We start from the raw sequence: 23,953 nt of genomic DNA, 5'->3' as shown, positions 1-23,953 counted from the left end.
GGCGGGGCCGCATCCCAGCCCCGCCCCGACCGGGCACCACGCCGTCGTCCAGCCATGGAGTTGTGAACTCAGCGGTCGATCAGAAGTCCACCGGCGGAAGGTCCGGTCCGCCGGCTGCGTCGCCCGCACCCGTCCCGACACCGAGCTTCTCCAGGATCTTCTTCTCGATCTCGGCCGCCACGTCCGGGTTCTCCCGCAGGAACTCCCGGGCCTTCTCCTTGCCCTGCCCGAGCTGGTCACCGTCGTAGGTGTACCAGGCACCGGACTTACGGATGATCGACTGCTCCACACCGACGTCGATCAGAGAACCCTCGCGGGAGATGCCCTTGCCGTACATGATGTCGAACTCGGCCTGCTTGAACGGGGCCGAGACCTTGTTCTTCACGACCTTGACCCGGGTCCGGTTACCGACCACGTCGGTGCCGTCCTTGAGGCTCTCGATGCGTCGCACGTCGAGCCGGACCGAGGCGTAGAACTTCAACGCCCGTCCACCGGTGGTCGTCTCGGGGCTTCCGAACATCACACCGATCTTCTCGCGGAGCTGGTTGATGAAGATCGCGGTGGTGCCGGTGCTGTTGAGCACACCGGTGATCTTCCGCAGCGCCTGGCTCATCAGCCGGGCCTGAAGACCGACGTGACTGTCGCCCATCTCGCCCTCGATCTCGGCGCGCGGCACCAGCGCGGCGACCGAGTCGATGACGATGATGTCCAGCGCACCGGAGCGGATCAGCATGTCCGCGATCTCGAGCGCCTGCTCACCGGTGTCCGGCTGGGAGACCAGCATCGCGTCGGTGTCGACACCGAGCGCCTTGGCGTACTCCGGGTCGAGCGCGTGCTCGGCGTCGATGAAGGCGGCGATGCCGCCGGCCCGCTGGGCATTGGCCACCGCGTGCAGTGCCACGGTGGTCTTACCGCTCGACTCCGGTCCGTAGATCTCCACGACCCGGCCACGAGGCAGACCGCCGACACCGAGTGCCACGTCGAGCGCGATCGAACCGGTCGGGATGACAGCGGTCTGGATGACCGGCCGGTCCCCCAACCGCATCACCGAACCCTTGCCGAACTGCTTGTCGATCTGAGCGAGAGCAAGGTCGAGTGCCTTCTCCCGGTCAGGTCCTGCCGCCATGGTCGCCACCCCTGCCTTTGCCGGCGTCTTTGCTGAGCCTCTAGTCACGCGGAACACGCTAGGCGCTGGGTCCGACAGAAAACAGCCGACTGGCTGTGACCTGTGGACGGGCACCCCCGCTGTGGACAATAGCCGAACAAGTGTACGACCCGTCGACCGACACGCGAGCGTCACATCTCAGCAGCTCAACGTAGTCGGGGCGGCACCCGGTCGGGATAGGCCGCGCACACCGCCCGCCACACCGCAGCCGTCGGCTCGCCATCCGCCAGCGCCTGCTCGATGGTGCGACCGCCCAACTGGGTCAGCACCTGGTCGGCGGCGATGCTGCCGGCGTAACCCAGTCCGAACGCCTGCTCCAGCCGCGCCCAAAAATCCGTCAGCCGCACTCCTCATGCCCCTTCGGTCGTCGCCCTGTCCGGGATCGGACGCAACGCTAGTGCCACCAGCGGCACCACCGCGACCGCCGCCAGCAGATTGAGTACCGGGTAGCCGACCCACTCGACGACAAACCCACTGATCGCACCGGCCGCCGCCCCGGCCAGGCCCATGGTCAGGTCGGACAGGCCCTGCGCGGCGGGCCGCACGTCGGCGGGCACCGACTCCGACAGCAGGGTGGAGCCGGCCACCATGGTCCCCGACCAGCCCAGACCGAGCAGCGCCAGGCCGAGCGTCAACCGGAACGTGTCGTGCCCGGCGGTGCCGGCGACCGCGCAGGCGGCCAGCAGTAGTGCCACACCACCGAGGATGACCGCCCGACGGCCGAGCCGGTCGGTGAGCCAGCCGACGACCGGCGACAACGCGTACATCCCGGCGATGTGCACGCTGAGCACGATGCCGACCACCCGGAGCACGGTGTCGTGCCCGTGCGACTCGCCGAGGCGTACCGGGGTCATCGACATCACACCGACCATGACCAGGTGGCCGACGGCGACGGCGGCGATGCCGAGACGCGCGGCCGGGAGCGCGGAGACCACCCGCAGCGCCGCGCGCATACCGCCGCCACGGGCCTTACCGGGTCGATCGGTGGTCGCGGCCGGTTCCGGGGTACGGTCGGCGGCCACCCGCCGTGCGGTGAGCAGCGGATCCGGTCGCAGGAAGACGGAGAGTACGACAGCGGCGACGACGAAGGCGACCGCGCTGAAGGCGAACGGCCCGGAGAGCGCCGGTAGGCCCAGGTCGATGGTGAACCCGTCGGCCAGCGAGGCGAAGTTCGGGGCCGCGACCGCACCGATGGTGGTGGCCCAGACGACCAGCGACAGTTGCCGGCCCCGACGGGCCGGTTCGGCGAGGTCCACGGCGGTGTAGCGGGCCTGGAGGTTGGCTGCGCTGCCCCCGCCGAAGAGCAGCATGCCGAGGAAGAGCAGGGGGGTCCAGCCGGTCACCGCGGCCAGCACCACGAGGATGCCGCCCAGCGCACCGGTGAGGTACGCGACGGCCAGACCGGGTCGCCGGCCCCGGGCGTTCATGATCCGGGTGACCGGCACCGCCAGCAGCGCACCACCGACGACCGCGGCGCTCTGGGCCACCCCGGACACGGCGGTGCCGACGAGGCTGGCGGCCAGCAGCGCGCCCACCGAGATGCCGATGGTGGTGCCGATGCCACCGATGATCTGGGTGCCGAAGAGCAGCCGGAGGGTGCGGCGCTGGATCCGGGCGATGTCCGGCCCCCGGGTCTCGGGTGCGGTGCCGGCCGGGGGCACGGTTGCGGAGGTGGCCATTGGCACTCCATCGGTAAGGGGTGGCGATCGGCCACATCCTTTCCTATGGGGTGCCGGCGGCACCCCTCGGGGCCGACCGCGCGGGTAGCCTGCCCGGTTGATTGCCAGGGTGCGCTGGTGGGGTACGGGGGTCAATGGCATGGATACGCCAAAATGCTGCCGTCGCGACTGTTCGTTCGTACGCGACAGCAGCTTTCTTTGACTTGTCAGTGGCGTAGCTGCCAGTTCTGGTTGTACGTGCCGAGGGGGCCGCAGGTCTCCTGCACCAGCGGGGCCCGGTCCTCCAGGCTGGAGCTGGCCACGGTCAGGCACTTGTCGCTGTGCCGGGCAATGATCTGGTACCAGTCGAAGGTCCCCGCCATCAGGCGAAACTCCCAGTGCTGGTTGTAGCCGCTGTGACAGGTGTACTGCTGGACCGGAGCATAGTCGGCGAAGCTGACGTCCTTTACGTCCAGGCACTTCTGGCTGGCGAGGTTGACGATTCTGTAGTAGCCGTTGCCGACCGGCTCGGTCCTGAACAGTTGGGCGCTGGTGCCGTTGCAGACGTACTGCTGGAGCCTGGCACCGTTGCTGGTGCTCCCGCCCGCCACGTCCATGCATTTGCCGCTGTTGCCAGCGACGAACTCGTAGTTGGGCGCCAGCGCGCTGGCGCTCTGCGCCGGCCAGACGGCCACGCCCAGTCCGAGCACTGCGGCCGTGGCCGTCCGACGGACGGATCTGGTCAACTGCATGATCCTGCACACTCCTCTGCCTGGTTTGCCGCATTCTGCGGCGATCGAGACGGCAGATGCCCGGTCGTGCCTCCCGCCGTCACTGCGGCTCATCTCCGCAGTGGTCAAACATTCGCAGTAGGCGCTGGAGCGGGGCTGACGTGCTGCTGACGTGGTGGTGGGCTGCCCTGGCAGCCCTACCCCGGTTCGGACCTCAGCCGGCGAGGGCACCGGCGACGACCCTCAGGTCGTCGACCAGCCCGGCGTACGCAACCTCCCGGTTGTCGGCCCGCAGCACCGCCGACGGGTGGATGGTGGCGACCAGCTGGGCCGGTGGCACCGATCCGAGCCGGCCGGTCGAGTCCGTCGGTACCCGGGTGAAGTCCTGCGGACGCTGGGCCGAGTCGGGCCAGGGCATCAGTACGCCGCGCGAGCGGGTCACCCGGAAGGACGGACCGAGCAGGGCCTTGGCGGCGGTCGCGCCGAGCACCACGACGACCTCCGGTTGCAGCTGGGCGAACTCGGCGACCAGCCAGGGCCGGCAGGCGACGATGTGCACCTGGTCGGGGGTCTGGTGGATGCGTCGCTTGCCCCGCAGCTGGTGCCTGAAGTGCTTGACGGCGTTCGTGATGTACAGCTGTCGGGGGTCCAGGCCGGCCTCGTCGACCGCCCGGCGCAGCAGGTGACCGGCGGGACCGACGAAGGGCAGTCCGTTCTGGTCCTCCATGTCGCCGGGTTGTTCCCCGACGAAGACCACCCGGGCGTGGGCGTCGCCGCGCCCGAACACGGTCTGGGTGGCGTCGGCGTAGAGGTCGCAGCCGCGACAACCGGTGGCCGCGGCGCGAAGCTGGTCCAGGTTGTCGGCGTCCGGCGGGATGAACTGTTGCGCACCGGGGGCGGTCGTGGTTTCGGCCATGGCGACCTTTTTACCCGCTACCGCCGACATCCGGACGGCGGGTCGGAGATTCCGGACTCCTATGGTGATGACGGCAGGCCGGATGGTGGTCAGGCGCTGAAGGTGCCCGGGTTGTCGGCGTTCAGTGCCCGGGCCACCGCGTCGGCCAGCGGTTCGATGTCCCGCTCGGCCAGCGGACTGACGGTGATCCGGATGCCCGGTCCGGTGGACAGCCGGTAGAGCGAACCGGGCGCGACCGCGTACCCGGCGTCACGCAGCCCGGTCACCGCGCGGGTCTCGTCGCACACCGGAATCCAGACGTTGATGCCGGTACGGCCGTGGGCGCTGGTCAGGCCCCGGTCGAACAACGCCTCCCGCAGCATCCGGCGCCGGTGTTCGTAGGTGTCCCGGGCCAGGGCGACCTGCTCGGCGACCGTCGGGTCCCGCCAGAGCTGGACGGCGAGACGTTGCAGCAGGGTGGAGACCCAACCGGTGCCCACCCGCATCCGGCCGGTGACCCTGGCCACGGTCGCCTCGTCGCCGGCCAGGACGGCCAACCGCAGGTCCGGGCCGTAGGGCTTGCTGGTCGAACGGAGGAAGGCCCAGTTCCTGGTGGCGCCGGCCAGGCAGTGCAGCGGTACGGGAGCCAGCTCGGCGGCATGGTCGTCCTCGATGAGCAGCAGTTCCGGCTGCGTGGCGAGGAGTTCACGCAGCTCGCGGGCCCGGTCAGCGGTGACGGCGGCACCGGTGGGGTTGTGCGCCCGGCTGGTGACGATCAGCGCCCGGACCCCGGCGGCCAGTGCGGCGCGTACGCCGGTCACGGTGGGGCCATCGTCGTCGACGGGTACGCCGACCGGGCACAGTCCCAACGCGGCGACCAGGTCGAACAGGTTGACCCAGCCCGGGTCCTCGACCGCCACCGGGTCTCCGGGGCGCAGGTGGGCGGCCAGCAGCCGGTCGATCCCGTCGAGGGCGCCACCGGTGACGGTGATCTCGTCGGCCGGGACGCCGTCGGCGGTGAGCCGGTCCCGGGCGACGTCGAACAGTTCGGGGAGCACCCCGGCGGTGGCGTAGCCGACCGGTGGTTCGTTGCGGGCGGCGATGGCCGCCAGGTGCCGGCCGAGTGCTGGCAGCAGCCGGGGGTCGGGTTCGCCGACGGACAGGTCCAGCACGCCGGGGGTCGGTGGCAGGCGGAGCACCGAGCGTTGGGGGGCGACCGGTGGTCGGGGACGGACCCGGGTGCCGTTGCGGCCGGCGGTCACGACCACGCCCCGCTGACGTAGCGCCTGGTACGCCTTTGCGACGGTGGCCGGGCTGACGGCGAGTTGTTCGGCCAACGTGCGGACGGCGGGCAACGCGGATCCTGGCGGCAGTTCGCCGGTGCGGATGCCGGTTTCGACGCTGGCCGTTATCTCGGCTGCCGTACCACCGGTCAACTGATAATGTGCTGCCACAGTTCAGGGATTGTACTAGAACAAAGTACGGTCTGGTTGGAAAGTACGGAGTGTGGCATGTACCCGAGGACGGAACGAACCACGGCCAATCGCAACCGGGACCGGATCGACTACCAACGGGCCACCGCGCACGCGATCCTCGACGAGGCGTACCACTGCGTGCTGGCCTTCACCGTCGACGGTGAGCCACGGGCGCTGCCCACCCTGCACGTACGCGTCGACGACACCCTCTACCTGCACGGTTCCACCGGCAGCAGGCCGCTACTGGCCGCCCGTACGGACGATGGTCTGCCGGTCTGCCTCACCGTCACGATGCTCGACGGCCTGGTCTACGCCCGGTCCCAGTTCCACCACAGCGCCAACTACCGGTCGGTGGTCGCGCACGGCGTCGCCCACCTGGTCACCGACGAGACCGAGAAGCGGGCGGCGATGACCGCCCTGGTGGAGAAGCTCGGCCGGGGTCGGGCCGCCGACAGCCGGCCGCCGAGCCGCAAGGAGTTGGCCGAGACTGCGGTGCTGGCGCTGCCGCTACGGGAGGTGTCGGTCAAGGCCCGCCTCGGCGGGGTGAACGAGGAGCCCGAGGACCACCCGCTGCCCCACTGGGCCGGGGTGGTGCCGCTGCGGCTGACCCCCGGCATACCGGTACCCGACTCCGGCGTCACCGCACCGGTGCCCGACTACCTGAGGCCGACGTACTCCCCCTGGTTGACCGCGACACCGATGCGCGGCGAACACGTGATCCTCGAACCGCTCGACCTGCCCCACGTCGACGGGCTGCACGCCGCGACCGGCGATCCCGAGGTCTGGCAGCATCTCGGCAACCCGATGCCCCGGTCCCGCGACGACGCGGCGGCGATCGTGATCGAGGCGCTGCGCGCCGCCCACCGGGGCGAGCGGGTGCCCTGGGTGCAGCGCTGCGCGGTCACCGGCCAGGTCGTCGGCAGCACCTCGTACTACGAGGTCGACGAGACCCGGCGGACGGTGGCCATCGGCTACACGTTCCTCGGCCGGCCCTGGTGGCGTACCGGGATCAACACCGAGGCCAAGCTGCTGCTGTTGACCCGGGCCTTCGAGGAGTTGGGGGCGGTACGGGTGGTCTGGCACACCGACATCCGCAACGACCGCTCGCAGCGGGCCATCGAACGGCTCGGCGCCCAGCGCGAGGGGGTGCTGCGGATGCACCGGCAGCGACCGGACGGCTCGTGGCGGGACACGGTCGTCTACTCGATGACCGCCGACGAGTGGTCAACTGCACAGGTCACGCTCCGGGAACGCCTTCACCAGGGCGTCTCCACGGCTGCATGATGTCCCCCGTGCTAGGGATCACCGACATCTGGACATACGTGCTGGGGACGATAGCGATCATCCTGCTGCCCGGCCCCAACTCACTCTTCGTGCTCTCCACCGCCGCCCGCCGTGGGATACCGGCCGGCTATCGCGCCGCCGCCGGGGTGTTCCTCGGCGACACGGTACTCATGGTGCTCTCCGCCGCCGGGGTCGCGTCGCTGCTCCAGACGTATCCACCGATCTTCATGGTGATCAAGTACGCCGGTGCGGCGTACCTCGGTTATCTGGGGTTGAACATGCTGCGCGGTGCCTGGCGGCGCTGGCGGAGCCGCAACGACCCGAATGCGCCGCGCCTGATCGACGCCGCCGAGCCGGCTGCGGTACGGCATCCGTTCCGGCGGGCGGCGGTGATCTGCCTGCTCAATCCGAAGGCGATCCTGTTCTTCATCTCCTTCTTCATCCAGTTCGTCGACCCGTCCTACGCCTACCCTGCGCTGTCGTTCCTGCTGCTCGGGCTCATCGCACAGGCGACCAGCATGCTCTACCTGACGGTGCTGATCTTCGCGGGTTCCTACCTGGCAGCGCAGTTCCGCCAGCGTCAACGGTTGGCCACCGGGGTGAAGACCGGGATCGGTGTGCTCTTCATCGGTTTCAGCCTCAAGCTGGCCACGGCCAGCGCCGGTTGACGCCCGACGGATCGGGCCGGATGGCTGCTCGCGCCCAGCCGGCCCGATCCGGTGCCGTCGTCCCGACCAGGTGCCGTCGCCCCGACCAGGTGCCGTCGCGGCACCCCGACCAGATGCCGTCGCCCGATCAGGTGCCGTCGCCACCGCCTCCACCCCCGATACCCGCGCCGCCGCCGGCGGTGCCCTCCCGGGCCGCCTCGGGCGAATGGCTCTCGTCCGGATCGTCAGGTGGGCGGGTCACGTGCGCCGACTCGAGGATCGGCGCCGTTCCCCGGTAGCCGGCCGCCGCATAGGCGTGCCGGTTGATCGCATGTCGCAGCCAGCCATCCATCAGGTTGACCCAGTCACCGGTGGCGTTGGTATGCCAGACCCGGAACCGGCTCAGGCTGTAGTGCCCGGCCCCGGTCATCGCCATCCGACGGTCGAGCCCGAAGATGGCCTCCACCCCGTAGGGATCGGTGACCAGGGTCAGTTCCAGTTCGGTGAACGGGCCGGCGTACAGCGGCGGTGCCCAGAACCCGATCTTCTGGTGGAACGGCATCTTCTGGTCGATGCCAGGCAGCCGGCCGGCCTGCAGCCCGGCCTGGCGTAGCCGGAACTCCAACGACTCCAACGCTGCCAGGATCCGCTCCTGGGCCGGGAGCGGGTGCACGTAGAGGGGCACCATGCCCCCCTCGTCGGTCATCGGGTCGACCGCCACCTCGGTCCGCAGGCCCATCCGGAGACTGAACGGCCGTAGACCGTTGATCACGGTGATCGGGGTCTCCCACGGCATCGGCAGGGCGAACGCCACGGCCCGACGGTGACCGGCCGGCACCACGAACGGGCCGGAGATGGTCACCCGGTGGAACTCCATGAGGACCCGGCCGGCGCTCATGTCATCCGGTTCCACCTGGCTGACCAGGCCCAGCACCACCTGGTCCACCAGTACGTCGGTCGAGCCGGCCAGCAGCGTGACCCGGCCGGGTAACTTCAGGCCCGGCCGGGTGCTCGGATTCGCCAGTACGGTCCTGACCGACAGGCCGGTCCCGCCCAGGCCTGGTGGCATCCCCCCGAAAGCCACCGGTGCACCTCCTCGGTCCGCCGAACGCGGGTGGTCCGCCGAACGCGTCCGCCGGCTGTCTTCCCGTACGTCCTACGCGTATCCCCAGCGTTCCGCCGAAAAGTCCTCGGGTTCAGTGTCCCGGCCCGCCGTCACGATCCCCTCACCGGGCTGACGGCGGTACCCCTCACGTCTCGCTCTGCTCTGCTACCCCAGCGGAGACACCCGTTGTCCGGTAACCGGACACCCGTCCACGGCCCGGTGGCGGCCCCACCCGGGGGTGTGGTGGCGTCGCCACCGCCACACCCCGGGTCTGGGGGACTCAGCGCATCCGCCGGCCCCTCGGCACCGGATCGGTCTCGTCGTCGAACTCGCCGATGACCTCTTCCAGCAGGTCCTCCAAGGCCACGAACCCGACCGGACGGCCGGCACCCGCGCCGTTGGTCACCATGGCGAGCTGCACCTGGCCGGCCCGCATCGCGGCAACCGCCTCGGTCACGGTGGCCGTCGTCGCGAGCCCGAAGACCGGGCCCATCAACTCGCCCGCCGTAGCGTCCCGACCCGTGGTCGTCGCCCGAACGGCCTCCCGTACGTGCACCACGCCGATCACCTCGCCCGGACCGTCCAGCACCGCCAGGCGGGACCGGCCACTGGCCCGGGACACCTCCTCGATCCGCTCGGCGGTGTCGGTACGGCGTACCGAGACGATCTGGTCCACCGGCTCCATCACGTCGGCAACCAGGGTGCCCTGCAACTCGAGCATGCTGGTCAGCATCTCGTGCTGGTCGGCCGCCAGCAGCCCGTGCTGCCGGGACTGTTCCAGCAGCATGCGCAGCTCGTCCGGCCCGTGTGCCTGGGCCAGCTGTTCCTGCGGGTTCACCCGGACCAGCCGCAGCGTGGCGTTGGCCATGCCGTTCATGATCGACAGCAGCGGCTTGACCAGCCGCGCGAAGGCCCGGAACGGCAGGGCCAGCAGCAGCGCCGACCGTTCGGGGTCGGTGATGGCCCACGACTTCGGTGCCATCTCGCCGACCACCAGGTGCAGGAAGGTCACCACGACCAGTGCGAACACCAGGGCGATGGCGTGGCTGGTCGCCGCCGGCAGCCCCAGGCCGGTGAGTGCCGGACTGAGCAGGTGCTCGATCGCCGGTTCGGCCAGCGCACCCAGACCCAACGTACAGACGGTGATACCGAGCTGCGCACCGGCCAGCATCAGCGACAGCTCGCGGTTGCCCGCCAGCGCCGCCCGGGCCGCCCGGCCGCCACTGGCCGCGGCCTGCTCCAACCGGTAGCGCTTGCTGGCCACCAGCGCGAACTCGGCCGCCACGAAGAAGCCGTTGAGTGCCAACAGGGCCAGGGAGATCAGCAGAGCCCAGGTCGTACTCATCGGACCACCTCCAGCCGTACGGAGTCGGCGACGTGCCGATCCACGGCCAGCACCTCGACGAGGGCCCGCGGCGGCAGTTCCGCATCGGCCTCGGCCGACAGGCTGATCTCCAGCCGGTCACCCACCTCGGGTACCCGGCCCAGTTCCAGCATCACCAGCCCGGACAGCGTGTCGTACTCCGGGGCCTCGGGCAGCGAGATACCGGTGCTGTCGGCGACCTCGTCGATCCGCCAGCGGGCCGGTACCACCCAGGAGCCGTCCGTCTGCCGGGTCGGGGCCGGCTCGGGCGGATCGTCCTCGTCCCGGATCGGTCCGACCAGTTCCTCGGCAATGTCCTCCAGGCTGATCACGCCGGCGAACCCGCCGTACTCGTCCACCACACAGGCGAGCTGACGGTGGCCGGCGCGCAGTCGGTCCAGCACCGTCGGCAGCGGCAGGGTCGAGGGGACGAGCAGCGGAGCGCCCGCCACCGACGAGATCAGGGTGGTGCCCCGTTCGGTCGACGGCACGTTCAGTACGTCGGCGATGCCGACGACGCCCACCAGGTCGTCCACGCCCTCGGCACCGCGTACCGGGAACCGGGAGTGTCCGGTGTCCAGCAGTTCCACGACCCGGCTCACCGGCTCGTCGGCCCGTACGGTGTGCACGTCGACCCGGGGCACCATCACCTCACCGGCGGTGAGCTGACGGAAGTCGAGCCCCCGGTCGAGCAGCGTCGACATCTCCGCGTCGAGGTGCCCCTCCTGGCGGGACTCCGCGATGATCTGCTCCAGGTCCTCCGGAGTGGCCCCGCTGGGCAGTTCCTCGATCGGCTCGATGCCGGCCCGGCGCAGCAGCCGGGTGGCAGCGGCGTCGAAGAGCCGGATCACCGGCGCGGCGATCGTCAGGTAGGCCAGCGTTGAGCGGCCGAGCGCCTTGGCCACGACTTCCGGCCGGGCGATGGCGAGGTTCTTCGGTGCCAATTCGCCGAAGACCATCTGCACGATGGTGGCGATGATCAGGGCGAGTGCCACGGAGAGCGGAAGGCTGACGGTCCGCGAGACACCGGCAAAGCCGAGCAGGTCGGCCAGCCCGTCGCCGAGGAACGGCTCGGCGACGTAACCGACGAGCAGGGCGGTCACGGTGATACCGAGCTGGGCTCCGGAGAGCATGAAGGACAACCGTCCGGTGACCTTGAGTGCCCGCTGGGCGGAGACGTCACCCTCGTCGGCGAGTTGCTGGAGCTTCCCCCGGTCGACGGCCACGTAGCCGAACTCCTGGGCCACGAAGTAGCCCGTCGCCGCGGTCAAGACGATGATCAGAAAGAGGCCAAGCGCGATCAACACGGAGTGCTCAGTGCTCCCCGGTACGACGGCGCCTGGTGTGTTACTTGCCGGGTCCAACCCGGCCGGCTATAGCTGCCCTCCTGGGCAGTCGAGTCGATCATGCCGCCAGTTTATCGGTACTACCTGGGGATTTGCTGAGCCCTGGGGAAGGACCGCCCGGCATCGAGTCGCCCGGGTCGGCCGCCCGCCCGGATCCGCCCTTGCCCGACGGTGGCGGACAGTGGCAGCACAGCCGTCCCACGGGTGGGAACATGTCCGGATTCCCCCGAATCGATGGCGGAGAACCGCCCAACGGCCCCGATCCTACTCACCGTGGTGATGGACCGGCCGCTCGGCGAGTTCGTCGACCACCAGTTCCTCCGTCTCGCACCGCCGGGCGCGGTACGCAGCCCGGCCGACCAGGTGCGCGGCGATCGGCGCGGTCGCCAACTGGAACACGCCCACCAACAGCAGTGTGGTCCAGTCCCCACTGGTACTCAGCCGCAGGCCCACCCCGATCAGGATGAGCAGAAGCCCCAGCACCTGTGGCTTGGTGGCCGCGTGCATCCGGGACAGCACGTCGGGAAAACGGACCAGGCCGATCCCCGCAACGAGACTCAGCAACGCCCCGGCGATCAGGCAGACCGCCGACAGGACGTCCGCGACGTCACCCACGGTCATGACTCCTCCTGCGCGACGAACCGGACGACCCCCACCGAGCCGACGAAGCCGAGAATGGAGAGGACGACCATGATCGGCAGGGTGGTCGAGTGCCGGTTGATCGCCGCCTCGGCCCCCAGCGCGCCGACGACGACGGAGAGCAGGACGTCGGTGGCGACCACCCGGTCGAACAGCGACGGACCGCGGGCGATCCGGATCAGGGCGAGCACCGCGGCAATGGCCAGCAGCGCAGTGACGATCACGACGACGACGATCATGCGGTTGCTCCTCGATCGGTGGAGGTCTGCTGCAACTGGCGCAACTCGGCCTTCGAGCCGATGGCCCGGATGATCCGCGACTCGAGTTCCAGCACTTCCCGGCGGGCGCGGTCCAGGTCCTCCGGACCTCGGATGTCGAGCACGTGGACGTAGAGGGTGCCGCTCTTGCGGTCCGCCTCCACGATCAGGCTCCCCGGGACCAGGGACACCGCCTCGGCGGTCAGGGTCAGGTTGAGGTCCGAACGCACCCGTAGCGGCACGGCGATGATCGCGTTACGGGGCTGGTAGCCGGGACGCAGGGCGGTCCAGGCGACGTGGATGCTCGCGGTCACCAGGTCGTAGACGAACCGCGTCGCGAACCGGATCAGCCCCACCGGGCGGAGGCGCCCCTCGAAGGTCACCGGCGGCAACGGGAAGAAGAACAGTACGACCAGCGCCACGGCCAGCCCACCGAGCACGTTGCCCCAGGAGAACTCGTCCCAGAGCAGATTCCACACCAGCACCAGTACGCCCACCGTGACGGCCTGGTCCCGCCATCGGGTACGGGTCGGGACGGTACGCGGTATCTCCGGTTCCACCTCGGTCAACGGCGACTCGATCACCGGAGATTCGGACAGCTCCGACCTCTTCCACTGTTCGGCGGGCGACGGCACCGACGGCTCCCCCTCCGCTGGTTGCTGGGACGCTGGCGGGGTCACGGCGTACCTCCCGGGAAGACCGCTTCGACGTACGGCGAGCGTTGTCGCAGATGCTCGGCGGCGTCGGCGCTGACCCGGTAGAGCGGCCCGGCGACCAGGGTGAGCGCCACCCCGAGCGCGACCAGGGCGAGGGTCGAGCCCACCATCAGCCGGGGCAGTCCGGCCGGCGCGTCGGGCGAGTCCACCTTGGGGGCCCGCCAGAAGGCCATGTTCCAGACCTTCATGATCGCGTAGAGGGTGAGCAGGCTGGTGATGGTGCCCCCGGCGACCAACAGCCAGGGCAGTACCCCACCGGCCGCCACGCCGGCCTGTAGCAGGCCCACCTTGCCGAGGAAGCCGGAGAACGGCGGAATACCGGCCAGGTTGATGGCGGGTAGGAAGAACAGCACACCGAGCAGTGGCGCTATCCGGCCGAGACCCCCGATCCGCTCCAGGTTGGTGCTGCCGGCCCGCCGCTCCAACAGCCCGGTGGCCAGGAAGAGGGTGGTCAGGATGATGATGTGGTGGACCACGTAGAAGATCGCACCGGCCAGCCCGGCCGTCGTCGCCAGCGCCACCCCGAAGATCAGGTAGCCGATGTGTCCCATCAGGGTGAACGACAACAACCGTTTGATGTCGGACTGGGCGACCGCACCAAGGATGCCCACCAGCATGGTCAGTAGCGCCACCACCATCAGCACGTCGGAGACCCGACCGCCCGGGAACAGCAGCGTCTCGGTACGGATGATCGCGTAGACACCGACCTTGGTGAGCAGTCCGGCGAAGACGGCGGTGACCGGAGCCGGAGCGGTGGGGTAGCTGTCCGGCAACCAGGACGACAGTGGGAAGACCGCTGCCTTGATCCCGAAGGCCAGCAGCAGCATCAGGTTCAGCACCAGGCGCAGGTTGTCCGGCAACGCGTCGAGCCGGTCAACCAGTTGGGCGAGGTTGAGTGTGCCGGTGGCGGCATAGATCAGCCCGATGGCGCTCAGGAAGATCAACGACGAGAGCAGGCTGACCACGACGTAGGTCGTACCGGCCCGGATCCGTACGTCGGTGCCGCCGAGGGTGAGCAGCACGTAGCTGGCCGCCAGCAGGATCTCGAACCCGACGAAGAGGTTGAACAGGTCGCCGGAGAGGAAGGCGTTCGTCACACCGGCGGTCAGCACCAGGTAGGTGGGGTGGTAGATGGCCACCGGAGTGCCCTCGTCGCCATCCGCCCGCCCCTCGCCGATCGAGTACAGCAGCACGCACAGGGTCACTGCGGCGGAGACCACCAGCATCAGCGCCGACAACTGGTCGGCGACCAGCACGATGCCCACCGGCGCGGGCCAGCCGCCGACGTACACCACCAGCGGTCCGTCGCGGTACGCCAGCACCAGCAGCGCCGCCGCGACCGCGAGGGTGGCCGTGAGGACGACCACGCTCACCGCCCGCTGCGCGCGGGGTCGGCGCGCCAACATCAACGTCAGCGCGGCGCCCAGCAACGGCATGACGACCGGCAGCGGTACGAGTGAGTTCATGAGTTCGCCCCGTTTCCGCCGAGCCGCCGTGCCGCCGGTCCCGGATCGAGTTTCTCCAGATCGTCGCTGCTGTCGTCGATGCCCTGGTCGTCGCTGTCGTCGAGGCCGGAAGCGGCGTCCCGCTCGGCACGGGCGGCGATGCGCCGGTCCTCCAGGTCGTCCTGGACCTCGTCGTGGCCGAACAGCTGCCAACTCCGATGGGCCATGGCCAACAGGAACGCGGTCATGCCGAGCGTGATCACGATGGCGGTCAGCACCATCGCCTGGGGCAACGGGTCGCTCATCTCCTCGTCCGGGGTCACCCCCACGATCGGCGCGCCACCGTTGTGGCCGCCGAGCAGGATCAGCAGGTTGACCCCGTTACCGAGCAGGATGATGCCGAGCAGCACCCGGGTCAGGCTGCGTTCCAGCAGCAGGGACACGCCGCAGGCGAACAGCACGCCGACGACGATCACCAGAACCAGGTTCGGGCTGTTCATACGGACTCCTCGATCTGCCGGTCCACTTCGGCACCCAGACTGCGCAGGATGTCCAGCACCAGGCCGATCACGATCAGATAGACACCGACGTCGAAGAAGAGCGAGGTCACCAGGTGGATGTCCCCGATGACCGGCAGGTGCAGGTCGACCACGGTGCTCTGCAACACGTCCCCACCGAGCAGCATGGCCACCACGCCGGTGCCGACCGAGAGGAACAGGCCGCTACCCAGCACCAGCCCCGCGTCCACGGGAGCCGCCTCGTCCAGTTCGTACCGGCCACCGGCGAAGTACCGGACGGTCAACGCCAGGCCGGCCACCAGACCACCGGCGAAGCCGCCACCCGGCGCGTTGTGACCGGAGAACATCAGATAGATCGAGAACAGCACGATGATGTGGAACAGCAGCCGGGTCACCACCTCGAAGATGATCGAACGCCGCCGCTCGCGCAGGGTCGGGCCGCCGCGCAGCCAGACCCGGTAGCCCCAGGGACGGCGGGTCGGCGGGGGTAGGTCCAGGCGACGGGGCACCGGGCCACCGCGTGGTCGTAGGAAGATCAGGCTGGCCACCCCGGTGGCCGCCACCAGCAGCACCGATATCTCGCCCATGGTGTCCCAGGCCCGGATGTCGACCAGGGTCACGTTGACGACGTTGCGCCCATTGCCGTACGAGACGGCGAGGTCGGGGAAGTCGACCGAGATGGGCACCGCCTGCCGCCCTCCGGCAGCGGCCAGCGCCAGCCCGGACATGACCACTCCGACGGCCACGCCGATGGCGATCCGGACCCATCGGGTGCTGCGCAGTGGTCGGGCCGAGAACCTGATCGGCAACCGGCGCAGGACCAGTACGAACACCACGATGGTGACCGTCTCCACGAGGAACTGGGTGAGCGCCAGATCGGGTGCCCCGTACAGGACGAACATCATCGCGGTGCCGTAGCCGGTCACGCCGACGAGCACCATGGCGGCCAGCCGCCGCCGGGCCCGTACGGCCAGCACGGCGGCGGTGGCCAGGACCGCCCCGACGACCAGTTGCAGTGGGGTGTCCCACAGGTCGACCCGGTTCGGCCAGACCTGTCCGAGCAGCACCGCGCCACCGGGACCCACCACCAGGACCAGCAGGATGATGCCCAGGTACTGCGGCAGCGAACCGCGCTGGGTGATCGCGGTGACCTCGGTGGCGAACCGGTCCAGCCAGCCGGTCACCCGCTGGTAGGCGGTCACGCCGTCGACCGGCGCCCGCAACCGTTGGACCAGGGGCGTCACCCGACCCCGGAACGCGAAGAGCAGGGCACCACCGGTCAGGGCGATGACCGAGAAGACCAGCGGCGGGGTGACCCCGTGCCAGAGCGCCAGGTGGTATCCGGACGGCCCGACCCACCCGGCGTACGGGGTGAGCAGCTTGTCCACGCCCGCGGCCAACGGGCCGAGCACGAGCCCGGCCAGCGCCAGCAGGCCGATCGGGGCCAGCATGCTCACGCCGGCCGACCGTACCTCGGTGGGCTCGATGTCTGGTTTGCTGGCGAATGCGCCCCAGACGAACCGGATGCTGTAGCCGGCGGTCAGCATGGAGCCGATCACCAGGGCGGCCAGCAGGAGCGGATCGTGGGCGAACGACTCGAACACCGCCTCCTTGGCGACGAAGCCGAACATCGGTGGCAGGCCTGCCATGGAGGCGGCGGCGAGTACGGCCGCGCCGAAGAGCACCGGCGCGCGGCGCCACAGACCGGACAGGACCCGCAGGTCGCGGGTGCCGGTGGTGCGGTCGATGGCCCCGACGGTGAGGAAGAGCGCTGCCTTGAACAGGGCGTGGGCCAACAGCATGGCGGTGCCGGCCAGGGCGGCGTTGCGGTGGCCGGCACCGGTGACCACGATCAGCAGGCCCAGTTGGCTCACCGTGCCGTACGCCAGCAGCAGCTTCAGATCGGTCTGCCGCAGGGCCGCCCAGCCGCCGGTCAGCAGCGTGATCACGCCGGCGACGCTCACCACCACCGACCAGGGCGTGGTGAGGGCGAAGACCGGGGCCAGCAGCGCGACGAGGTAGACGCCGGCCTTGACCATCGCGGCGGCGTGCAGGTACGCGCTGACCGGCGTGGGGGCGGCCATCGCGGCCGGCAGCCAGAAGCTGACCGGGAAGATCGCCGACTTGGACAGGGCGCCGACCAGGATCAGTACCAGGGCGGTGGCCAGGTAGCCGCCGCTGGGCAGTGGCCCGTCGACCAGTTCCGACCATCGGTAGGTCCCGGCGTGCTGGCCGAGCATGATGAACCCGACCAGCATCGCCAGTCCGCCGAGGGTGGTCACGACCAGCGCCTGGAAGGCGGCTCGACGGCTGGCCCGCTTCTCCGGGTTGTGCCCGATCAGCAGGTAGGAGAAGACGGAGGTCAGCTCCCAGAAGACGTAGAGCAGGAGCAGGTCGTCGGAGACGACCAGGCCGAGCATCGCGCCCGCGAAACCGACGAACACCCCGGCGAAGCGGCCGAGTCCGGGCTCGCCGGTCTCGAAGTAGCGGGCGCAGTAGATCAGCACTGCCGCGCCGACCCCACCGACCAGCAGCATCATCAGCCAGGACAGCGTGGTGACGCGCAGCGCCAGGCCGAGGCCGATCTCCGCGACCCACGGGTACGTCTCGGCGACCGCGCCGCCTTTGCTCACCACGCCGGTCTGTGCCACCGCCCAGACGAAGGTGGCGGCGGGGGCCAGCGCCAGTGGATAGAAGGCACGCCGACCCCACCAGCGAACGAACAGCGGCGCGCAGAGCGCCCCGGCAAGGTGGAGAGTCAGCAGCAGCAGCACACGTACTCCAGGTAGGTGTCAGCGCAGGCCCTGGTCAAGGGTCTGTGCCTGCAACGGATCAGACGGCAGAAAGCCGAAGAAAAGGGCGAGAACGCCGAAAATTGCGCCGGCCCGGGTCACCAATCGGCCCCAGTGGCGGATTGGTGAGGCTGACCAGCCAGATGACGGGGCGACCGGGCGCGGGGCGCGGTCGACCGGGGGTCAGGCGGGTGGCGCGCGGCTGGGATTACCCGGGACGACGCGTGAAGGGGCTGTCGACTCCCGGTGGGCGACCGGCTCGGACACCGCTTCCGTCGGTGTGGGCCAGGTTACGAACGGTCGGGCCACGGCCAGCAGTTGCCCGGTCACGGGCTCGCGCCATTCCTCGACCAACTGGTCCCGGGCGGTGGTCGGGCCCGGGGCAGCCCTCTGCTCGCCCCGACCGACGGAGGGGGCCTGGTGGAAGAGGGCGGCACCGATGGAGGCGGGGCCGGTGGCGATGGCTCCGGCGGGCGCGGCGGCGATGCCGGCCCCGAGGACCGAAGTGATCGAGACGACGAAGTAGAGGGCTGCTGCGATCAACCGAGCGGCGATCAGCTGGGTCAGTTGCCCTCCGTCCATCTCGCCTCCCGCCTACGCTCGTCGACGGAAAGTGTAACCGGTCAAGCCGGTCGTTACTCCTGTCGATCTTCGCAGAATGACGACGGTCGACGTGACGTAGAACCGCTCCGACCGCGTCCCGGGCCGCCGGCGATCATCGGATGCAGGGCGGTCCTGCCGGATCCGGCGAGGGCGCACCGGTCCGACCCGTCACTCGCCGACCAGGCTGGTGACTCACCGCTCCGGCTGGCGACTCACCGCTGCGGCTGGCGACTCACCGCTGCGGCCGTGGCTGCACCATCAGGTCGGGACGCCCCAACTGTACGACGATCTTGTTGATGACCCGCTGCGCCGCCGCCAGCGAGCCCACCGGGAGGATCTGGTCGCGGTTCTCCCGACGCAGGACGAAGTAGTGCACCGCGGCCCGGACGCGGGCGCGGTCGGCAGCACTGGCAGCGGTGGTCACCGCGACCAGTTCACGCAGACTGGCGGCGAGGTGCTCGGCAAGTTCGAGATCGGCGCCACGCAGTCCGGGGCGTACCGCCGCCAGATGGCTGTCCACCTTGCGGATAAGGACGTCCGTACCACGTGGAATGTCCCGCTCGACGACGGTCATCCGGTCCTCCCTCCCGTAGCGACCCGACACTGCGAAAGAAATTACTTTACGTCGCGCGGCGCTAGCAAGCAGTTAAGTAAGACTTAAAGCTACACATCGGACATAACGCCCAGATGTCGATCTTGTCCCAGCGGCGAGGCAGGATAGGACGCGTGACCGACGTGCTGACGGAGTTCGGGGCGGCGACCCGGGAGTGGTTCGCTGCCTCCTTCGTCGCGCCCACCACCGCCCAGGCCGACGCGTGGCGGGCGATCAGCGCCGGCCGCAACGCGCTCGTCGTCGCGCCGACCGGATCCGGAAAGACCCTCGCCGCCTTCCTGTGGTCCCTGGACCGGCTGGCCCGCGAATCCCCACCCGACGACCGGCAGCAACGCTGCCGGGTGCTCTACGTCAGCCCGTTGAAGGCCCTCGCGGTCGACGTCGAGCGCAACCTGCGGACACCCCTGACGGGCATCCGCCAGGCCGCCACCCGCCTGGGCATCCAGCCGCCGGAGATCACCGTCGGAATGCGCACCGGGGACACCCCGGCCGACGAACGTCGGGCCTTCGCCCGTACCCCGCCGGACATCCTGATCACCACACCCGAATCGTTGTTCCTGCTGCTCACCTCAGCCGCTCGGGACGCGCTGCGCGGGGTGGAGACGGTGATCCTCGACGAGGTGCATGCCGTCGCGGGGACCAAACGCGGGGCACACCTGGCGCTCTCCCTGGAACGTCTGGACGCGCTGCTACCGCGACCAGCCCAGCGCATCGGGCTGTCCGCCACCGTACGGCCGCTGGACGCCACCGCCCACTTCCTCGGTGGCAGCCATCCCGTCGAGATCGTCGCGCCGAGCATCGGGAAGACCATCGAGGTCAGCGTCCAGGTGCCGGTCGAGGACATGACCCAACTCGACGAGCCGGCCGAACCGGCCGACGAGCTGGGCCGACCACGTCGGGCCTCGATCTGGCCCGCCGTCGAGGAACGGGTCTTCGACCTGGTCCGGGCCCACCGGTCGACCATCGTCTTCACCAACTCCCGGCGCAGCTCGGAACGGCTCTGCGCCCGGCTCAACGAACTCGCCGCCGAACACGCCGGCAACCTGGTGCCGCCCCCGGCCCGACCGCCGGCCGAACTCATGGCCCAGTCCGGTACGGCCGGCGGTGCCGCCCCGGTGATCGCCCGCGCCCACCATGGCAGCGTCTCCCGGGAGGAACGCAAACACATCGAGGAGGCGCTCAAGTCCGGGCAGCTCCCCGCCGTGGTGGCCACCTCCAGCCTGGAACTGGGCATCGACATGGGCGCCGTCGACCTGGTCGTACAGATCGAGGCGCCACCGAGCGTCGCCGCCGGCCTGCAACGGGTGGGCCGGGCCGGCCACCAGGTCGGCGCGGTCTCCCGGGGTGTCGTCTTCCCCAAGCACCGGGGTGACCTCATCTCCTGTGCGGTCGTCGCCGGTCGGATGACCGAGGGCGCGATCGAGGAACTGCACTACCCACGCAACCCCCTCGACGTGCTGGCTCAACAGATCGTCGCGATGGTCTCGCTGGACCAGTGGCAGCTCGACGACCTCGCCGCACTGGTCCGTCGGGCCGCACCCTTCACCGAACTGCCCGAATCGGCCCTGCACGCGGTGCTGGACATGCTCTCCGGCCGCTACCCCTCCACCGCCTTCGCCGAACTGCGGCCCCGGCTGGTCTGGGACCGCTCCACCAACCTGCTCACCGGCCGTCCCGGCGCGCAGCGGCTGGCCGTCACCAGCGGCGGGACCATCCCCGACCGGGGCCTCTTCGGCGTCTTCCTGGCCGGCGCGGAACGGGCCGCCCGGGTCGGCGAACTCGACGAGGAGATGGTCTACGAGTCACGGGTCGGTGACGTCTTCCTCCTCGGTTCCTCCTCGTGGCGGATCGAGGACATCACCCCGGACCGGGTGCTGGTCTCCCCCGCACCCGGGCAGGCCGCCCGGATGCCGTTCTGGAAGGGCGACCAGCCCGGCCGCCCGGTCGAGCTGGGCCGGGCCATCGGCGCCCGGCTCAGGTCCCTGGCCCGCCAGGACGACGAGACCGCCACCACCACCCTGCGCACCGGCGGGCTCGACGACTGGGCAGCCGGCAACCTGGTTGCCTACCTGCGTGAGCAGCGGGCCGCGACCCGGTCGCTCCCGGACGACCGTACGGTGCTCGTCGAGCGGTTCCGGGACGAGCTGGGCGACTGGCGGTTGGCCGTCCACTGCGTCCTCGGTGCCCGGCTCAACGGTCCGTGGGCGCTGGCCATCGGCCGTCGCCTGGCCGAGCGCTACGGGGTGGACGCACAGGTCACGCCCAGCGACGACGGCATCATCATCCGGCTGCCCGACACCGCCGACGAGCCCCCCGGCGCGGAACTGGTCACGTTCGACCCCGACGAGATCGCCCAGTTGGTCGAGGAGGCGGTGGGCGGCTCGGCCATGTTCGCGTCCCGGTTCCGGGAGTGCGCCGCGCGGGCACTGCTGCTGCCCCGCCGCGACCCGCGCCGCCGTCAGCCGCTGTGGCAGCAGCGCCAGCGCGCCGCCCAACTACTCGACATCGCACGGGAGTATCCCGACTTCCCGATCACCCTCGAAGCCGCCCGCGAATGCCTACAGGACATCTTCGACGTGCCCGGGCTGGTGGCGCTGATGCGTGAGCTGGCCAACCGCCGGATCCGGCTGGTCGAGGTGGAGACCGTACAGCCGTCACCGTTCGCCCGGTCGCTGCTCTTCAACTACGTCGGCGCGTTCCTCTACGAAGGCGACGCCCCGCTGGCCGAGCGCCGGGCCGCCGCACTGGCCCTGGATCCGACCCTGCTCGGTGAACTTCTCGGCCGGGTGGACCTGCGGGAACTGCTCGACCCGACGGTGCTGGCCGAGACCGAGCGCCGGCTGCGCTGGTTGACTGACGACCGCCGTCCCCGTGACGCCGAGGACACCGCCGAACTCTTCCGGCTGCTCGGTGACCTCTCCGACGCCGAGCTGGCCGAGCGCGGCGTCCAGCCCCGGTGGCTGACCGAGCTGACCGACGCCCGGCGGATCCTGCCGGTACGCATCGCCGGAGAACAGCGCTGGATCGGCATCGAGGACGCCGGCCGACTGCGCGACGCGCTCGGGGTGGCGCTACCGGTCGGCGTCCCCCAGGCGTACCTCGATCCGGTGGCCGACCCGCTCGGCGACCTGGTCGCCCGGTACGCCCGTACACACGGGCCGTTCTCCGCCGCCGCCTGTGCGGCACGGTTCGGACTCGGCGTCTTCGTCGTCGAGCAGGCACTGCGGCGGCTGGCCGCCACCGGGCGGGTGGTCTCCGGCGAGTTCACCGCGGACTGGGCCGGCGCGCAGTGGTGCGACGCCGAGGTGCTGCGCCTGCTGCGTCGCCGGTCGCTGGCCGCGCTGCGGCGCGAGATCGAACCGGTGCCGCCCCGGGCACTGGCCACCTTCCTGCCCCGCTGGCAGCAGGTCGGTGCCGCGGCCCGGGGAGTCGAGGGGGTCGCCGCCGCGGTCGAACAGTTGCAGGGGGTGGCCGTACCCGCCTCCGCGCTGGAGCGGCTGGTCCTGCCCGCCCGGGTCGCCGACTACTCCCCCGCCTATCTCGACGAACTGTGCGCCAGCGGCGAGGTGGTCTGGGCCGGCTCCGGCTCGATCGGCAAGGGCGACGGCTGGATCACCCTGGCGTACGCCGACGCCGCGCCGCTGCTGCTGCCCCCGCCGGACGACGGGCTGGCCCTGACGCCGCTGCACGAGTCGGTACTGGAAGCGCTCGCCGACGGGCAGGCACTCTTCTTCCGGTCCCTGTCCGACCGGATCGGTTCCACCGACGACGACGCTCTCGTCGCCGCCGTATGGGACCTGGTCTGGGCGGGTCGCCTGACCAACGACACCCTCGCTGCGTTACGGGCGGCGCTCGGTGGCGGGGGCGCACACCGGTCCCGGCCGGCCACCCCCCGCACCCGCTACCGGCGGCCCGGCCGGGTGGCGCTGCCCAGCCGTACCGGGCCGCCGACCGTCGCCGGACGCTGGTCGCTGCTGCCCGAGCGGGACACCGACCCGACTCGGCGCGGTGCCGCCCTGGCCGACGCACTACTCGAACGGCACGGCGTCCTCACCCGGGGCGCGGTCACCTCAGAGGGGGTGGTCGGCGGGTTCGCCGCCGTCTATCCCGTGCTCGGGGCGCTTGAGGAACGGGGGGCGGCCCGACGGGGCTACTTCGTCGAGGGGCTCGGTGCCGCCCAGTTCGCGCTGCCCGGTGCCGTGGACCGGCTCCGCGCACTGGCCGACGGGCCCCGTGCCGACCGCTCGTACGGGGTCGGCCCCGGCGACGGCTCGGACGGGTCCGGGCAGCGGGCCGGTCTGGCCCTGGTCCTGGCGGCCACCGATCCGGCCAACCCGTACGGCGCAGCCCTGCCCTGGCCAGAGCGGGTGGTCGATTCCGGTGACGGCGTCGAGGTCCCCGCGGGCGGGCACCGGGCCGGTCGCAAGGCGGGCGCGCTGGTCGTACTCGTCGACGGCGAACTCAGCCTGTACGTCGAACGCGGTGGCCGTACCCTCCTGTCGTTCGTGGACGACGAGCGTCTGCTGGCCGGCTCGGCCCGGGCGCTGGCCGACGCGGTGCGTTCCGGGGCGCTCGGGACGGTGTCGGTCGAGCGGGCCGACGGTGAGGCGGTGCACCGGTCGACACCACTGCATGCCGCGTTGACCGCCGCCGGCTTCCGTGCCACCCCACGGGGCCTGCGCCTACGCGGATGACGTCGTC

Annotated in this window: 20 protein-coding genes; 3 read left to right on the top strand and 17 right to left on the bottom strand. The window is 70.6% G+C overall.

What is annotated here, in order from left to right; genetic code table 11:
- Positions 1 to 79 precede the first annotated feature (79 nt).
- From recA to ACFQ4H_RS27560, 6 genes are all read right to left on the bottom strand, one after another.
- Complete coding sequence (gene recA, locus ACFQ4H_RS27585) at positions 80 to 1,126, bottom strand: recombinase RecA (protein WP_377576157.1); 1,047 nt, start codon at positions 1,124 to 1,126, stop codon at positions 80 to 82.
- 185 nt (positions 1,127 to 1,311) lie between these two features.
- Positions 1,312 to 1,512 carry a DUF3046 domain-containing protein gene (locus ACFQ4H_RS27580; protein WP_377576155.1) on the bottom strand — a complete coding sequence of 67 codons (201 nt, stop codon included), beginning with the start codon at positions 1,510 to 1,512 and terminating at the stop codon, positions 1,312 to 1,314.
- Between the two features lie 3 nt (positions 1,513 to 1,515).
- The gene (locus ACFQ4H_RS27575; protein ID WP_377576152.1) at positions 1,516 to 2,844 is read right to left on the bottom strand and encodes an MFS transporter; all 1,329 of its coding nucleotides are present in this window, start codon (positions 2,842 to 2,844) and stop codon (positions 1,516 to 1,518) included.
- 206 nt (positions 2,845 to 3,050) lie between these two features.
- Positions 3,051 to 3,575: an RICIN domain-containing protein gene (locus tag ACFQ4H_RS27570; RefSeq protein WP_377576149.1), complete on the bottom strand. Its 525-nt coding sequence runs from the start codon at positions 3,573 to 3,575 to the stop codon at positions 3,051 to 3,053.
- A 193-nt stretch (positions 3,576 to 3,768) separates the two neighbouring features.
- Entirely contained in the window at positions 3,769 to 4,500 is a 732-nt protein-coding gene (locus ACFQ4H_RS27565; RefSeq protein WP_377576147.1) for a UdgX family uracil-DNA binding protein, read from the bottom strand.
- A 59-nt stretch (positions 4,501 to 4,559) separates the two neighbouring features.
- Positions 4,560 to 5,903, bottom strand: coding sequence for an aminotransferase class I/II-fold pyridoxal phosphate-dependent enzyme (locus ACFQ4H_RS27560; RefSeq protein WP_377576144.1), 1,344 nt, complete (start codon positions 5,901 to 5,903; stop codon positions 4,560 to 4,562).
- A gap of 57 nt (positions 5,904 to 5,960) precedes the next feature.
- On the opposite strand from ACFQ4H_RS27560, the gene ACFQ4H_RS27555 reads away from it, so the two are divergent.
- Together ACFQ4H_RS27555 and leuE are read left to right on the top strand one after the other, a co-directional pair.
- Positions 5,961 to 7,208, top strand: a complete 1,248-nt coding sequence (locus ACFQ4H_RS27555; RefSeq protein WP_377576141.1) for a bifunctional pyridoxamine 5'-phosphate oxidase family protein/GNAT family N-acetyltransferase — start codon at positions 5,961 to 5,963, stop codon at positions 7,206 to 7,208.
- The gene (gene leuE, locus ACFQ4H_RS27550) at positions 7,205 to 7,876 is read left to right on the top strand and encodes a leucine efflux protein LeuE (protein ID WP_377576138.1); all 672 of its coding nucleotides are present in this window, start codon (positions 7,205 to 7,207) and stop codon (positions 7,874 to 7,876) included. The genes ACFQ4H_RS27555 and leuE overlap by 4 nt, the downstream gene beginning before the upstream one ends.
- A 127-nt stretch (positions 7,877 to 8,003) precedes the next feature.
- Here leuE and ACFQ4H_RS27545 read toward each other — a convergent pair whose 3' ends face one another.
- The 11 genes from ACFQ4H_RS27545 to ACFQ4H_RS27495 form a co-directional block, all read right to left on the bottom strand.
- A complete protein-coding gene (locus ACFQ4H_RS27545; protein WP_377576165.1) occupies positions 8,004 to 8,924 on the bottom strand; it encodes a sporulation protein in 921 nt (306 codons plus the stop codon).
- Between the two features lie 316 nt (positions 8,925 to 9,240).
- Positions 9,241 to 10,305, bottom strand: a complete 1,065-nt coding sequence (locus ACFQ4H_RS27540; protein ID WP_377576135.1) for a hemolysin family protein — start codon at positions 10,303 to 10,305, stop codon at positions 9,241 to 9,243.
- On the bottom strand, positions 10,302 to 11,630 hold the full coding sequence (locus tag ACFQ4H_RS27535) for a hemolysin family protein (protein ID WP_377576133.1): 1,329 nt from the start codon (positions 11,628 to 11,630) through the stop codon (positions 10,302 to 10,304). The genes ACFQ4H_RS27540 and ACFQ4H_RS27535 overlap by 4 nt, the downstream gene beginning before the upstream one ends.
- 303 nt (positions 11,631 to 11,933) lie before the next feature.
- Complete coding sequence (gene mnhG, locus ACFQ4H_RS27530) at positions 11,934 to 12,290, bottom strand: monovalent cation/H(+) antiporter subunit G (RefSeq protein ID WP_377576130.1); 357 nt, start codon at positions 12,288 to 12,290, stop codon at positions 11,934 to 11,936.
- Positions 12,287 to 12,547: a monovalent cation/H+ antiporter complex subunit F gene (locus ACFQ4H_RS27525; RefSeq protein WP_377576128.1), complete on the bottom strand. Its 261-nt coding sequence runs from the start codon at positions 12,545 to 12,547 to the stop codon at positions 12,287 to 12,289. Before ACFQ4H_RS27525 ends, mnhG begins: the two co-directional genes overlap by 4 nt.
- Positions 12,544 to 13,245, bottom strand: coding sequence for a Na+/H+ antiporter subunit E (locus tag ACFQ4H_RS27520; protein ID WP_377576125.1), 702 nt, complete (start codon positions 13,243 to 13,245; stop codon positions 12,544 to 12,546). Before ACFQ4H_RS27520 ends, ACFQ4H_RS27525 begins: the two co-directional genes overlap by 4 nt.
- A complete protein-coding gene (locus ACFQ4H_RS27515; protein WP_377576122.1) occupies positions 13,242 to 14,747 on the bottom strand; it encodes a Na+/H+ antiporter subunit D in 1,506 nt (501 codons plus the stop codon). The genes ACFQ4H_RS27520 and ACFQ4H_RS27515 overlap by 4 nt, the downstream gene beginning before the upstream one ends.
- Positions 14,744 to 15,226 carry a Na(+)/H(+) antiporter subunit C gene (locus tag ACFQ4H_RS27510; RefSeq protein WP_377576119.1) on the bottom strand — a complete coding sequence of 161 codons (483 nt, stop codon included), beginning with the start codon at positions 15,224 to 15,226 and terminating at the stop codon, positions 14,744 to 14,746. Before ACFQ4H_RS27510 ends, ACFQ4H_RS27515 begins: the two co-directional genes overlap by 4 nt.
- The gene (locus ACFQ4H_RS27505; protein WP_377576118.1) at positions 15,223 to 18,018 is read right to left on the bottom strand and encodes a Na+/H+ antiporter subunit A; all 2,796 of its coding nucleotides are present in this window, start codon (positions 18,016 to 18,018) and stop codon (positions 15,223 to 15,225) included. Before ACFQ4H_RS27505 ends, ACFQ4H_RS27510 begins: the two co-directional genes overlap by 4 nt.
- Before the next feature lie 201 nt (positions 18,019 to 18,219).
- Complete coding sequence (locus ACFQ4H_RS27500; protein ID WP_377576115.1) at positions 18,220 to 18,618, bottom strand: hypothetical protein; 399 nt, start codon at positions 18,616 to 18,618, stop codon at positions 18,220 to 18,222.
- A 253-nt stretch (positions 18,619 to 18,871) separates the two neighbouring features.
- Entirely contained in the window at positions 18,872 to 19,213 is a 342-nt protein-coding gene (locus ACFQ4H_RS27495) for a hypothetical protein (protein ID WP_377576113.1), read from the bottom strand.
- Between the two features lie 113 nt (positions 19,214 to 19,326).
- Between ACFQ4H_RS27495 and ACFQ4H_RS27490 the strand changes: the two genes are divergently transcribed.
- Positions 19,327 to 23,946 carry an ATP-dependent helicase gene (locus ACFQ4H_RS27490; protein ID WP_377576111.1) on the top strand — a complete coding sequence of 1,540 codons (4,620 nt, stop codon included), beginning with the start codon at positions 19,327 to 19,329 and terminating at the stop codon, positions 23,944 to 23,946.
- The last annotated feature ends 7 nt before the right edge of the window (positions 23,947 to 23,953 follow it).

The sequence above is a fragment of the Micromonospora sonneratiae genome, assembly GCF_042679305.1.
Lineage (GTDB): Bacteria > Actinomycetota > Actinomycetes > Mycobacteriales > Micromonosporaceae > Micromonospora_H > Micromonospora_H sonneratiae.
Note: the sequence above shows the minus strand (reverse complement) of the source record. Positions and strands in the feature narration are given on the sequence as shown.

Coding starts and splice junctions, on each gene's coding strand:
- recA (WP_377576157.1), bottom strand. CDS start 1,126: ATGGCGGCAGGACCTGACCGGGAGAAGGCACTCGACCTTGCTCTCGCT.
- ACFQ4H_RS27575 (WP_377576152.1), bottom strand. CDS start 2,844: ATGGCCACCTCCGCAACCGTGCCCCCGGCCGGCACCGCACCCGAGACC.
- ACFQ4H_RS27570 (WP_377576149.1), bottom strand. CDS start 3,575: ATGCAGTTGACCAGATCCGTCCGTCGGACGGCCACGGCCGCAGTGCTC.
- ACFQ4H_RS27565 (WP_377576147.1), bottom strand. CDS start 4,500: ATGTCGGCGGTAGCGGGTAAAAAGGTCGCCATGGCCGAAACCACGACC.
- ACFQ4H_RS27555 (WP_377576141.1), top strand. CDS start 5,961: ATGTACCCGAGGACGGAACGAACCACGGCCAATCGCAACCGGGACCGG.
- leuE (WP_377576138.1), top strand. CDS start 7,205: ATGATGTCCCCCGTGCTAGGGATCACCGACATCTGGACATACGTGCTG.
- ACFQ4H_RS27545 (WP_377576165.1), bottom strand. CDS start 8,924: ATGCCACCAGGCCTGGGCGGGACCGGCCTGTCGGTCAGGACCGTACTG.
- ACFQ4H_RS27540 (WP_377576135.1), bottom strand. CDS start 10,305: ATGAGTACGACCTGGGCTCTGCTGATCTCCCTGGCCCTGTTGGCACTC.
- mnhG (WP_377576130.1), bottom strand. CDS start 12,290: ATGACCGTGGGTGACGTCGCGGACGTCCTGTCGGCGGTCTGCCTGATC.
- ACFQ4H_RS27525 (WP_377576128.1), bottom strand. CDS start 12,547: ATGATCGTCGTCGTCGTGATCGTCACTGCGCTGCTGGCCATTGCCGCG.
- ACFQ4H_RS27515 (WP_377576122.1), bottom strand. CDS start 14,747: ATGAACTCACTCGTACCGCTGCCGGTCGTCATGCCGTTGCTGGGCGCC.
- ACFQ4H_RS27510 (WP_377576119.1), bottom strand. CDS start 15,226: ATGAACAGCCCGAACCTGGTTCTGGTGATCGTCGTCGGCGTGCTGTTC.
- ACFQ4H_RS27500 (WP_377576115.1), bottom strand. CDS start 18,618: ATGGACGGAGGGCAACTGACCCAGCTGATCGCCGCTCGGTTGATCGCA.
- ACFQ4H_RS27495 (WP_377576113.1), bottom strand. CDS start 19,213: ATGACCGTCGTCGAGCGGGACATTCCACGTGGTACGGACGTCCTTATC.
- ACFQ4H_RS27490 (WP_377576111.1), top strand. CDS start 19,327: ATGTCGATCTTGTCCCAGCGGCGAGGCAGGATAGGACGCGTGACCGAC.